Genomic DNA, 12,910 nt, shown 5'->3' on the forward strand with positions numbered 1-12,910 from the left:
TCGCCATCCAGCCACCAGGCATCGGTGCGCAGTTTGTAAGGAACCTTGTTCACGCCGGTTTCCTCCGCATCCGAGTTAAACGCAACGCCCCCAGCGCCAACAGGGTCAGGATGCCAAACAGGGTTTGCGGTTCGGGGGTCGAGGATCCGCTGAAGCCCTGATTGGGATAGGCGCCGGCCCCGACACCGGCCACCTGATGCAAGGGCACCGAGGTTGGTTTCGTCGGCACGTCGCCGTCATTCACAACCGCTTTGGAAACTGCGACGAACGAGGTGTACCGGGTTTGCAGGCTGAAGCGCAGCCCGAGATTGGTGATCTTTTCCCGAAGCTGGTCCTCCTCGCCGTCCTGAACGGCCATCGCGCGGTCCAGATCCGAAATTCTGGAACGCGCCCAGATCAGCGGGATCGACGCGCCTTTGTCCTGATCGGTTTCAGGCGCGGGCGTTGTCGGCAGGTTCACCGACAGGGGCATGTCGGCCGCGCGGCTCTGTACGCGGCCTTTGATCTGAATGTTCGCCGGTCCGCCTTGCGCGTAACGTGCCAGCACGCGAACTGACCCACCTTCGAAAAGATCAGGGATACGCCGGGGAACGACGTCGGTAACCTGCAGGCCGCCCCAGTCCACCGCTATATCCGTGAGAACCGGAGATTTCAGATCCCGCGCCAGCGTCTCTGCCACGTCCGAGGCTTCTTCGGTCGGATCGACATAGCGCGCATAGCCGCGCCCTTCTTCTGCCATGGCGTCCAGCAAATACCGGTTTACTGCGGTGCCAACGCCAAAGGCATAGATGCGGGCATCGCCAATCTGCCGCCGGATTGTGCGCAGAACGCCGGCTTCGTTGCCGATATACCCGTCGCTGAGGAAGACAACGATGCGCAGCGTGTCCTTTGGCTGGCCGGTGGCGAAGGCGGTGCGTATGGCGTTGTCGATCTCGGTCCCGCCCGACGCCTGCAAGTTACGCACAAAACGCAGCCCGTCCCTGACGTTCCCTCTGGTGGCGGGCATGGCAGTCGCCGAAAACTGGGTGGCGTCCGAAGAGAACCGGATCAGCCGAAAGTAATCCTGGTGCCCGAGCCCGTTCAGGGCCGCCGTCATTAAGTGTTTGACAGCATCCATGGGCGCGCCGCCCATAGAGCCCGACGTGTCGATTACGAAGACCAGCTCTCGGGCAGTGATCTGATCGGCATCGGGAACCTTTGGGGGCTCGATCATCAAAGACACAAAGCCGCCGCGGTCGTCGAAATGAGACAGCACACCTGCCGATGTGGTCGGGCCGCCCAGTTCGTACCGCAGGATAACATCACGATTGTCGATGACCCGCCCGGCCCTGAACGACGCCTGAACTTCGTCACCCCGGCGTTCAACCTTCAGATCGTGGGTTGCGCTGGTCAGGCCGGAAACCGGCACGGCCGCCTGAAGGTTCACATTCAGCGAGACGCGATCATATCCAATCTCATCGGGAAGGTTCAGACCGATCACCGGGGGGTATTCCGGCAAATCGGCCAGTCGCCAGCCGTCAACGACCAGGGGAGTTTCTGAAACCGGTTCTTCATCGGCGTGGGCCGCCAACGTCACGTCTCTGTCTGCGTCGGGGGCGGATTGCGCAGCCCCCTTATATCGCGGCCCGACCACCAGAGGCAGCACCAGTTCATAGGACCCGTCGATCTTTGGAACCGCCTGAACATAGCTGAGGGTAACGGTTACCGGCTGCCCCGGCATCAGGTTCGCAATATTCTGCGTGAACATGTTGGGTCGGTGCTGAGTCAGCAGGGCCGCGGCTTTGCCGTCTTGTTCCGCCTGCTTGAACGTCACTTCGGCCTCGGCCTTGCGCTGTATCTGCGCCTGGACCACTTCGTCACCAACCTGCATCTGCATCGCGAAAACGGCCGCATGTTGGTTGAGGGGGAACAGGTATTCCGCCGACATCGGCGCGCTGGACGGGTTTGCAAAAACCTGGCGAACCTGAACCGTCGCCACATCACCCTGAATATTAACGGTCAGATCGGATTTGAGAAGCGGCAGTTCAACCTGTCCGGCCTCACCAGTTCCGATCACACGACCGGCAACGTCATCCGCTGTCCTTGCCTGAACGCCCGAGGTCCAAAGCCCGGGCAAAGCGAATAAGAAAATGCAAACGATCCTGCGTATCATACGTCTGTTCCTTTGATGGCTTGAATGTCGAGTGCCGTCAGCGCCGCCGCATCAAGTTCGCCGCGAAGCCGGGTGTCCAATGTCCATGGGGTGATCCGCTGCACGCTGCTCCAGGTGCCATCGGATCCGTTCATCCAGCGCCAGATCGCCTCTCCCACGCTGGGGGTAACCTGCCCGGACTGCGCCACGTAGCTGACGGCAACCATCCACTGATCCCCGTCCGGTCCGGTCGCCCGGTAATAGGCGCTGGGGACACCGTCGTACCGGGTGCCCAGAAAGCGCACCTTATAGCCCAGTCCGCGCAAACAGATTTCGGGCCCGTGAAGGTGGCGCAATGGTGCGCGGGTGCTTACGACGTTCAGCCCCAATGGGCCGAACTGCGCTTTTTGCGCTTGTCCTCCAAACGCCCGAAAATAGGATGCCTCCATCGCGGTCAGAGGAACATGTGTTGCCAGGAACCCGTTGATTTGCGCGGGCAGGTCCGGGGACGCCACAGTGCCCGAAACATCCACCGGGTCTGCCTTCAGGCCGACGATGGCAAGACTGCCAGCAAGACAGGCCATGCTGGCGGGCACCCCGATCCTTTTGGGAATTCCCGTTGCCCTGTTCCCGGGGCCGTCGTTGCAAGACCGATCCGCACTGCGTGGCCGGTAAAACAGCGCAAAGGGCAGCACGGTCAGACCAAGGGTCAGCAACCCGATCAGGGAATGCCAGGGCTCTGCCATGACATCCAGATTTTGCGCCAGACCAATGGCCAACAGCGAAATCCGCAGGCTGTTTCCGATGGTGGCGCAGCCGATAACCGCAAGAAGCCCCAGACAGGCCACATACCAGCGGGGCCGCAAGACCGCGTTCTGCGTTACGACAAAGGCCAGCGACAACAACAGGCCTAATGCCCCGGAACAGGGCAGGTCCACCAGTATGTCGCGCGCCTGCAGAGTGATACGTACGCCATCGCAGGCCACGTCAGCAAACAGCGCTTTGAGCATTGCGCAGGAAAGGTCCGCCGACACCATCTGCAACGGAAACCCCATCGTGCGCTGCAAAACCATCTCTGTCGGCAGCGAAAACAGGAACAGCACAGCCACCCAGAATGGAGACAGCGCAAATGGTCGGGAATTGAGCCGAAAGAGCCGCACCAGCGCGAACACATCGACCGCAAGGGCCAAGGCGCTGAGAATGTTGATCGCCAGTACCTGCCCCAGCAGTCGGATCAGGGCGGCAAGAAACAGCAATGCCAGAACGCGGGGACGCGGTTCCGATGCGGCGGGGCGTCCGCTTAGCAGGCTGAGGCCGGCAAGGCCGAAGATCAGCGCCACATAGACATAGCCGTAAGATCCGTAGGACGGGCTGATCCAGCTTTGGACCAGCCAGCGCGCCGGCTGCGCGGCCAGAATGATCGAGGCCGTCGCCAACGCGAACCAGGCCAGTGACTGTGATGTCAGGTATCTCATGCCGCCCATTCTGGCGGGCAATTGCGCACTTACCCTGCGCGAGTTGTGCAGATTTTGATCAGAACATGCGGTCTAGAATGTGGTGGCGCAGTATCGGGATCGTTCCGATTGGAAGGCCGCGCTGATCAGGCGATGCACCTAAACCTATCCATAGACCGCAGCGCCGTTCACGGGGTCGGGAGTTCATGTTCCTTCACGATGAACGCGGATGAGCGTGTGTGATCGACGAAATTGGCCTCGTCCTGCAAAAGCGCGGCGCTTAGTTCTTGCACCTCCGTCGTGCCCATCGCCTCGATCAGGTCGGCTTCTGAAGAAAACCAGACCTCTGCCACGCCATCGAATTCGGGCAGCATATTTCTGGATTCCCGCATCGCGTCATTCAGCGGGCTGTCCAGTGTGTGACTTTGCACATACCGTTTGGACCGCATGATGGCCGCGTTTTTCTGGAAGAAAGGGCCGTGTTTGTTCAGCCAGTAATCCTGAAATTCAGCACGGCTGATGTCGGGGCGACGGCGCAGACACATGATCAGTTTAATCATCGGAGGTTTCACTTATCAGGGATCGGATGCGGATAGTATTATCTGAATTTCCGACCGGGCCAAATCGACGCCGGTCCGGTCTATTGTGAGTGTTCGGTCATGAAACCCACGACACGGTTCATGAGGTCCATGAATTCCATGTCTTTGCCCGGCGTCATCACCTCCAGTTGGCTTCGGTCACGCATAAATTCCGTCGGGGCGACTTCACCTTCGGAAACGGCAAGCAGGTCCGAATAGCCGGTGGAAAAAACGACATCCGGGTTGGGGCAGGGCGCGTAAATCATCCTGGCCTTTCCGTCGTGCACACAAAGATGCATGTGTTCGCCATCTACGATGAAATCCGCATCGAAACTCATCTCGGGTCCGGCAACGCGCCTAGCTGCCGCGCCGAGTGTGGTGGCAACCGTTCTCAGGTTGCCAGGAGTGACCAAGCCCTGTTCCGGGGTGAAGCGCGCGCCGAACATCGCCAGATCAAGCAGGATGTCGGACGTCCGCTCACCCAACTCGGACAATTCATAGACCGACGCGCCATGCGCGCTGGCTGATTTGACGACCAGACCATCGTCTACCAGTTTCACCAGTCTTTCGGTCAACAGGTTTGCGGCGATGCCGGTCAGCCCGCGTTGCAGATCCGAGAATCTGGCCGGACCGGCATGCAGGTCCCGAAGGATCAGCAACGTCCAGCGATCGCCGATCCGATCAAGCGCGCGGGCGATGGGGCACAGCAATTTGTAGGACCGGGATTTGGCCATTCGAACCTCACGATTTTGTTACTTTAAAAAATAAAGTGAACACTTTATTTAGTAAAGCGACACTGAATGAGGAGCATCCTGATGTCAACTTATCCAAAGATACTCGTGACCAGCGCGGCCGGGAAAACCGGTCTTCCGGTAACGCTCCAGTTGCTGAAAAAGGGGTTTCCGGTCCGTGCCTTTGTACGGCGTCGGGATGCGCGAGCAGATCGGCTGGAAGCGGCCGGTGCCGAGGTCTTTGCGGGCAATCAATATTCCCTGACCGACATGCGACGGGCCATGTCGGGTATCCAGCGCGCTTATCAATGCGCGCCGACCGCTCCGAACGGCCTGCATTTCAACGCGGTCTTCACCGCCGCAGCCCATGAAGCGCGAATTGAGCATGTGGTGACGCTGGGCCAGTGGTTGTCGGCGGTTGATCATCCTTCGCTGTTCACCCGCGAAGTCTATTTGTCCGATCTCTTGATCCGCATGCCCGCGCATATGACGGTGACCTCAGTAATCCCCGGTTGGTTCGCGGACAACTACCTGATGGTGCTGGACAACGCGGCCCATCTTGGCCTGTTCACGATGCCACTGGGACCCGGTGACCAAAAGAAAAACGCGCCACCCTCCAATGAAGATATTGCCAGAGTGGTTGTCGCCGCATTGGTCGATCCGGCGGCCCACGCGGGCAAGACCTATCGCCCGACCGGCCCGGAACTTCTGTCGCCCAACGACATTGCTGCCGCCATGGGCCGGGCGTTTGGGCGCAGGGTCAGATATATCGACATCTCCGAGAGGTTAATGACCAAAGCGCTGCGTGCGCACCCTCCATCTAACTATTCCGAAGCAGCCGTTTCTCAGTTGGCAATCTATGCGGAAGAGTACCGTAGGGGTGCCTTTGCCGTGAATGCGCCGACAGATCACGTCGAACGGGTGGGCGGGCGGCCCCCGGAGAGGTTCGAAAGCATCGTACGCCGCGCGGTTGCCGGGCGGCCGGACCTGCGCGCCGGATTGTCCGGGCGCATCAAGGCGCTGGCCGGGTTTGCGAAGGTCTTGCTGACGCCCGCGCTTGATCTGAACAAGGTCCAGTCGGTCAGAGATTATGTGCAGATCGAAAGCCCGATGTTTGCGCAGGAAACGCAAGAGTGGCTGAAAACGCATGACCCGCACCAAAACACACCCAACGAAACACGGGCAGCCTGACTGCCTGATATCCGTCACAACGCAAGGAGAAATATCATGTCAATTTCCGAAGTTCTGTTTGCCCGCAACCGCGCATTCGCGGATCGTTTTGCGGCCTCGGACCTGCCGATCGTGCCCAAACTGCGGACCGTGATCGTGACCTGCGTTGATGCGCGTGTCGATCCAGCCCATGTCCTTGGACTGGGCCTGGGCGATGCCGTTGTCATCCGAAACAACGGCGGCAGGGTTACCGAATCCGTAGTCCAAGAGATCGCCACGCTGGCCTTCATGGTTGGTAAAATGGACGGCGAAACACCCGGACCGTTCGAAGTGATCGTTGTCCATCACACGCAATGCGGCGCGGAACGGTTTGCCGATCCCGGATTTCAAAAGGCCGTCAGGGACGGGATCGGAGTCGATGTCTCGGGGTCGGCAATTTCGAGCCACGAAGAAAGCCTGCGAGACGACATCGCGCGGTTGCGCAGCGCAAAGAACTTGCCGGGTCACATTCTTGTATCGGGCGCTCTTTACGACGTTAAAACCGGAACACTCGAAGAGGTCGTTGCACCTCAAAAGCTGAGATAATCGTTATATGCGCCGTCTTTTGTCCCGATGAGGGATGAAGGTGGCGCATGTCGGTCCGGGTCTACCGTCGGCCAGTTCGCCCGCACCGTTCTCGGCAATGCCCTATGGTGCATGTCTGGGCCTCGGTATGAGCAAGTCGTCAGAAATCGACACGCCCGTGTCGCAAATTCCAAGAAGATGTGCGCACTGACCTACGGTCCTGCATCACAAATTTTGGTTTCTTCCGCAGATCATCACGGTTCTGGATCATTCCAACGGAGGAGACCTACATGTCCGCAAATGAAGACAACATACGACAGCCGGGCCTGTTTTTGGCGCTTGTGCCAATAGTGCTGACGCTGTTTGTTCTTGGCCTGCAGCTATTCTATTTCGGTGACTTCACCCCGCATATTCCGCTGGCATTCGGAATCGCGATAACCGGCATCGTTGGCTTAATGCTCGGCCACAAATGGCCCAGTATCGAAGAGGGGGTTTTCCACGTCATCAACATCTCGCTGCCGTCTGTTTCAATTCTGATCACGGTCGGCATGATCATCGGCGTTTGGATTGCCAGCGGCACGGTTCCCACGCTGATCTATTACGGGCTCAAGATCCTGTCGCCCGAGCTTTTCCTTGCCGCAGGAATGGTGCTGTGTTCGATCGTCTCGGTCTCACTGGGCACCTCTTGGGGTACTACTGGTACGGTGGGTCTGGCCCTGATGGGGATTGGTGCGGGATTTGGTATTCCGATGTACTGGACTGCAGGGGCCGTGGTGTCCGGCGCGTTTTTCGGCGACAAGATTTCGCCGTTGTCTGACACGACGAACCTGGCACCTGCGGTGACCGGGACCAACCTGTTCGATCACATTCGCAACATGCTGCCGACAACGGTTCCATCCATGCTGATCGCGCTGGTGATCTATTTTGTCGTCGGCTTTACCCTGATCGATACGTCGCAGGTATCCTTTGACCGTATCCACGCCATCACGACCGCGCTGGATGATGCCTTCTGGATCTCGCCGATCATGCTGTTGCCGGCTGTTCTGGTCATTGTGCTGGCGGTCATGAAACAACCGCCGATCCCGTCGCTGTTTGCGGGTGCCGTTCTGGGGGGGATCATGGCCATTCTGTGCCAGGGCGCGGGCCTTCACGAAACCTTCACCTTTGCCAACAGCGGGTATTCGATTGACACCGGTGTGCCCGAGATCGACCCGCTGCTGAACCGGGGCGGCATTCAGTCGATGATGTGGACGATCTCTCTGGTTCTGCTGGCGTTGGGGTTCGGTGGCGCGCTGGAGCGTGTGGGCTGTCTGCAGGCGATCATCAAGGTCGTCATTTCGAAGGTGAAAACATTTGCCGGCATCCAGACCTCGGCCATTTTGACCTCGGTTGCGACAAACACCGTTGCCGGCGACCCGTACCTGTCCATCGCTCTGCCGGGGCGTATGTACGCGCCGGTGTATCGTGCAATGGGATATTCGCCGCTGAACCTGTCGCGCGCGGTCGAGGAAGGCGGAACACTGGTGTCCCCCCTGATCCCCTGGAACGCAGGCGGTGCCTTTGTGATCACGGCTCTGGGGCTGGGCATTGCGGATGGCAACTTTGAAAACCTGCTGTACATCCCGCTGGCTTTCGCTTGCTGGCTGTCGCCGGTTATCGGTATCTTTTACGCCATGACAGGGCTCTTTTCGCCGAAGGCGAGCGAGGAGGAGGTCCGCCTGTGGGAGGCTAGCGGAGAGCCTGTTGCGCAATTGAACGCCTGACAAACCTGCACCAACACCTGCGGGTGTTGGTGCCTTTCATCCATCTTGGTGCGTACTGGGAGGCGACGGAAATGAACCCGAGGAACTTTATCCCCAAAGGGGCGGCCAGCTTTCGCATTGATTACGACGGGGCGGCAAAAGAGATCTTTTTCCTGCTTTTGCCGAAACTGACCATGCTTGCCTTCAGCGCCGCGGTCGAGCCGCTCAGGATCGCCAATCAGGTCACCAACAAGGAACTCTACAAGTGGTTCCTGATCACCGAGGACGGAAACTCCGTTCTGTGTTCCAACGGTATCCAGATCACGCCCGATTTTCCCCTGCAAAACCTGCCGCGAACGTCCCGGATGTTCGTCTGCTCGGGGATCGAGCCTGCGGAAAGCACCAATGCCAAGGTTCTGTCGTGGATCAGCCGCCAAAGGGCGTTTGGCTGCAAGCTGGGCGGGATTTGCACCGGCGCATTCGCACTTGCGAAGGCAGGGGCACTGTCCGGAAAGAAATTCACGCTGCATTGGGAAAACCACCCCGCCTTTGTCGAACATTTCGACGGGCTGGAGCCGTCAGCGAACCTGTACGAGATAGACAATGACCTGATGACCTGCGGCGGTGGCAATGCGGCCACCGACATGATGCTGGACATGATTGAATCCGACTTTGGAAAAGACCTTGCAATCATTGTCTCGGACATGTGCATCCATTTCCGGTCGAACAACAGAAAGACACTTCAGAAATCCGCCCTGTCTGTGGCCCTGGGCAGCCGGAATCAATACCTGATCAACGCGATCCAGATCATGCACGAACATCTGGAGGACCCGCTGGAAATCTCAGATATTGCTGACACCGTAAGCATTTCTCGCCGTCAGCTGGAACGGTTGTTTCAGAAATATGTCGAGGTTTCTCCGGTCCAGTTTTACATCGAACTGCGGGTTGAGAGGGCCTATGCGCTGCTCAGCGAAACAGAGCTGACCGTCGCTGAAATCGCGGCCGCCACCGGATTTGGCAGCGCGACGCAGCTTACGACGCGCTTCAAGAAACGATATGGCGAGTCGCCCACGTCCTTCAGGCGCGGGTGGTCCGAGAAAAACGGCTAGACCAGCCTTGGCGGCAGGTGCACTCCCGAACCCCGGTACATGCGCAAAATTCGCGCTGCTTCCGGCCGGTGAAGTCTGCCTACCGATACCCGTGCGCTAACAAAAACACCTCAAGAACCTCAGTTAAACGTCTGAGCAGGCGACCAAAAAGGTCGCCTGCGTTATGCTCTGTAGGGTGCCTTACAATCGTATACGGAATGCGGCAAACCCGTCTGCACCTTCCCCTGCGTCTTCAATAGAGACGCCATTGACGTCCTGCATATAGTCGCGGGCTTTGGGTCCGGTTTCGAACAGAACGGTTGTGTCACCCAGCGGCGCAAAGGACCAGTTCGCATCTGCCTTGGGATCAATCGTCCCCTGTTCGACAATATAGCGAACGATCACGTCGCGATTGGTATCAGGCGCTTCAAATACCACCGTGTCGCCCAATGCGCCGGGGAAAGACCCGCCGCCCGACGCGCGGTAGTTGTTGGTGGCGATGATGAACTCCATGTCGTCGGTGACCGGAACGCCATCGAACTCAAGATTGACGATCCTTGCCGCATCAGGGTTCGCTTCCTCGCCGTCCGGACCGAAGCGTGAAGGTTGGGACAGGTCGATCTGATAGGTCACCCCGTCCATGACGTCGAAATTGTAGGAGGGGAAGGACGGGTTCAGCAAAACGGCATCTTGAGACCCGGCTTCGATCTGATTGAACATGCCGGCGGACCGTTCAAGCCATCCCCGCACCTGAGCGCCGTTTACCCGCACCGCGCGGACCGTGTTCGGGTACAGGTACAGGTCGGCCACGTTCTTGATGGCAACGTCCCCCACCGGAACATCGGTGTAATAGTCCGGACCGCCGCGACCGCCCGCCTTGAACGGCGCTGCCGCCGACAAGATCGGAAGGCCCTCATGCTCGGTGCCTTTCATCATTTCCGCGACATACCATTTCTGCGCAATCGAAACGATCTGCACCGACGGGTCATCGGCGACAAGGGCGAAGTAACTGTGCAGCGGGGCCGACGTCTTTCCAACCGCGCGGCGCACATAGGCCAGGGTTTCGTCATGATCCGTGGCTACCGAATCCAGAACCTTCTGGTCGTCTGCGACCAGCGCCGTGATCGAACGGTCTTCGTTTCGCTTTGAAATTGGACGCGCTTCGGACGTGGTCGTGACGACACGCCATTCATTCCCGTCCCGTTCAAGCAACAGGTCCAGCAGGCCCAGATGCGACCCCCAGAACCCACCCATCACAGCGGGTTTGCCCAGCAAGGTGCCTTTTTCCACGTCAATACCCGGTTGATCGGCAAAGGTCGGGGACGGGAACACAAGGTGATTGTGACCGGTCACCAGCGCGTCAATCCCGTCAACGCCGGCCAAAACAACCGACGCGTTTTCCATCCCGTCTTCGTGATCTGCGGCACCAATCCCCGAATGCGACAGGGCAATGATCAGATCGCAGCCCTGTTCTTTCATTTCGGGGACGTAAGCCTGCGCCGTTTCAACGATGTCGCGGGCCTGAACATTGCCTTCCAGATGCTTGCGGTCCCAGTTCATGATCTGCGGCGGGGTGAAGCCGATGACGCCGATCTTGATCGGGTGTTTGGTGCCGTCACCCATTTCGATGTCGCGCTCAAGAATGGTGTAGGGCTGGACCAGCGTCTTGTCATCGCGCGGGCTGGCTCCGGTTTCTTTCGCGACATTGGCCAGCACCAGGGGGAAATCTGCCCCGGCCAGCGCTTTCTCAAGAAAACCCAGGCCATAGTTAAACTCATGGTTGCCAAGCGTGGCGGCGTCATAGCCGATGGTATTGAAGGCAGTGATGATCGGGTGGCTGTCGCCGTCCTTCATGCCACGCTCATACGCAATGTAGTCCCCCATCGGGTTGCCCTGCAAAAAGTCGCCATTGTCGACAAGCAGGGAATTGGTTGCCTCGGCGCGGATCTCGTTGATGATCGACGCTGTGCGCGACAGGCCGACGGTATCGCGCGGTTTGTCTGCGTAATAGTCGTAAGGGAACACGTGAACGTGGATGTCAGTGGTCTCCATGATCCTCAGATGCGCCTGATTGTCGGCTGCCGCAGCGGAAAACGGGTGCAGGACAACAGCAGCGGCGCCGGCCGTCGTGGTGGCAAGGAAATGGCGACGAGAAAGCTTTATTCGGTTGGAGGGCAGCATGGAACACCTTTCGATTTATTGATCAACGCGTCTTTTGAATGCTGGTCGCAACAAGAGTATGACTCCGCTTGCTGCCGCATCTCTCGCGTCGATCCGGGGTGGGCTTCTCAATCACTGTGCCCCGAATTGGCAGTGCCAGTAAAGCGCGATGCTAAGATCAGATAAATCTGTGAATTGGCAACGGATTGCGGACTTGGTCAGAGTTCAACTTCCGACCCCTGCGGCAACTCTTTGCCTATTGCAGAACAGAAGTGCCGCGTAACGGCATGCCGGGCCTGTCAGGTGCTGCCGGGGTCCGACATGAAAGGGCGCAGGCTTTCGCTGAACAACTCAATGAACTCCAGTGTCACCAGCGACGGTTGTTTCAGAACCGGCCTGACCAGCGACAGCGTATGCGGCAGCGCGGGCGTGAACGGCCGGTAGATCAGCCCCTGTTCGGTGAACTGGACGGCGTCCAACTCGCTCACGACCGAGACGCCGACCCCTTTCAGGGACAGTTCACATGCCGCAGTGAACTGGCGCACTTCAATATGAGAATTCAGTGCCACTTTTGCATTTTGAAACACCCGGGACAGCCGCCCGAAAAAATCGCTGTCGCGCCTGGTGTGAATGATCTTTTCGCCTGCAAGGTCCGCAGGGGTGATCTCGGCCTTGTCTTCCAGATGGTAGCCTGCGGGGAACACGCAAACCGTCCGGACGTCCACATTTCTGCTTTCCACAGCGGGGTGGCCGTTGAAGCCGTCGGTGATCCCGAAATCATACTGCTCGCCCATCATCCATTCCAGGATGCGTTCGGGCCGGTCCGGTTCGATCGTCATGGTGACGCCAGGACGTTCCTTTAGAAAATCGGCGATAACGCTGGGCAGATGGCTGGTCGCAAATCCCGGCAGGCAGGCAACGCGGATATGCCCCGCCTTTCGTTGAGTGATGTCCTGGCTGGTGTCGGAAATCTGCTTCATCAACTCCAATACACGTTCGACGCTGGGTTGCAGATACCGGACCTCCTGGGTCGGGACCAAGCGTCCCTCGCGACGATCGAAAAGCTGAAACCCAAGTGATTTCTCAAGATCGGAAAGAAGCCGGCTGACTGCGGGTTGGCTGACGCCAAGATCGGCCGCCGCAGCGGTGACCGAACCATTCGTGGTAACGGCCATCAGGGCTTCAAGCTGTCTGATCCTCAAGGTTTGACTCATTGCCGATCCAGTCCGCTTTCAGTCCGGTGAGTGATATAACACCATGTTATGTTTTTGATCAATAAACAGGTCTTGAAT

10 protein-coding genes are annotated in these 12,910 nt (G+C 58.6%); 4 read left to right on the forward strand and 6 right to left on the reverse strand.

Annotated elements, in window-relative coordinates; all coding sequences use genetic code 11:
• Window positions 1-49: 49 nt before the first annotated feature.
• From ACXAC3_RS10060 to ACXAC3_RS10075, 4 genes are all read right to left on the reverse strand, one after another.
• Window positions 50-2,152, reverse strand: a complete 2,103-nt coding sequence (locus tag ACXAC3_RS10060; RefSeq protein ID WP_475159371.1) for a VIT and vWA domain-containing protein — start codon at window positions 2,150-2,152, stop codon at window positions 50-52.
• A complete protein-coding gene (xrtT, locus tag ACXAC3_RS10065) occupies window positions 2,149-3,606 on the reverse strand; it encodes an exosortase T (RefSeq protein WP_475159372.1) in 1,458 nt (485 codons plus the stop codon). The genes ACXAC3_RS10060 and xrtT overlap by 4 nt, the downstream gene beginning before the upstream one ends.
• Before the next feature lie 167 nt (window positions 3,607-3,773).
• Complete coding sequence (locus ACXAC3_RS10070; RefSeq protein ID WP_475159374.1) at window positions 3,774-4,145, reverse strand: EthD domain-containing protein; 372 nt, start codon at window positions 4,143-4,145, stop codon at window positions 3,774-3,776.
• Between the two features lie 80 nt (window positions 4,146-4,225).
• Complete coding sequence (locus tag ACXAC3_RS10075; protein ID WP_475159376.1) at window positions 4,226-4,897, reverse strand: winged helix-turn-helix transcriptional regulator; 672 nt, start codon at window positions 4,895-4,897, stop codon at window positions 4,226-4,228.
• An 81-nt stretch (window positions 4,898-4,978) separates the two neighbouring features.
• Between ACXAC3_RS10075 and ACXAC3_RS10080 the strand changes: the two genes are divergently transcribed.
• From ACXAC3_RS10080 to ACXAC3_RS10095, 4 genes are all read left to right on the forward strand, one after another.
• A complete protein-coding gene (locus ACXAC3_RS10080) occupies window positions 4,979-6,085 on the forward strand; it encodes an NmrA family NAD(P)-binding protein (RefSeq protein ID WP_475159378.1) in 1,107 nt (368 codons plus the stop codon).
• 36 nt (window positions 6,086-6,121) lie between these two features.
• A complete protein-coding gene (locus ACXAC3_RS10085) occupies window positions 6,122-6,649 on the forward strand; it encodes a beta-class carbonic anhydrase (RefSeq protein ID WP_475159382.1) in 528 nt (175 codons plus the stop codon).
• A 269-nt stretch (window positions 6,650-6,918) separates the two neighbouring features.
• Window positions 6,919-8,391 (forward strand): Na+/H+ antiporter NhaC, encoded by a 1,473-nt coding sequence (gene nhaC, locus ACXAC3_RS10090; RefSeq protein ID WP_475159384.1) that lies wholly within the window; start codon window positions 6,919-6,921, stop codon window positions 8,389-8,391.
• 71 nt (window positions 8,392-8,462) lie between these two features.
• Window positions 8,463-9,479: a GlxA family transcriptional regulator gene (locus ACXAC3_RS10095; protein ID WP_475159385.1), complete on the forward strand. Its 1,017-nt coding sequence runs from the start codon at window positions 8,463-8,465 to the stop codon at window positions 9,477-9,479.
• A 180-nt stretch (window positions 9,480-9,659) separates the two neighbouring features.
• Here the strand turns inward: ACXAC3_RS10095 and ACXAC3_RS10100 are convergent, their stop codons facing one another.
• Both ACXAC3_RS10100 and ACXAC3_RS10105 read right to left on the reverse strand, forming a co-directional pair.
• Complete coding sequence (locus ACXAC3_RS10100; RefSeq protein WP_475159386.1) at window positions 9,660-11,639, reverse strand: bifunctional 2',3'-cyclic-nucleotide 2'-phosphodiesterase/3'-nucleotidase; 1,980 nt, start codon at window positions 11,637-11,639, stop codon at window positions 9,660-9,662.
• 278 nt (window positions 11,640-11,917) lie between these two features.
• On the reverse strand, window positions 11,918-12,832 hold the full coding sequence (locus ACXAC3_RS10105; RefSeq protein ID WP_475159388.1) for a LysR substrate-binding domain-containing protein: 915 nt from the start codon (window positions 12,830-12,832) through the stop codon (window positions 11,918-11,920).
• Window positions 12,833-12,910 lie beyond the last annotated feature (78 nt).

This window comes from Ruegeria sp. ABV4_181 (assembly GCF_056158465.1).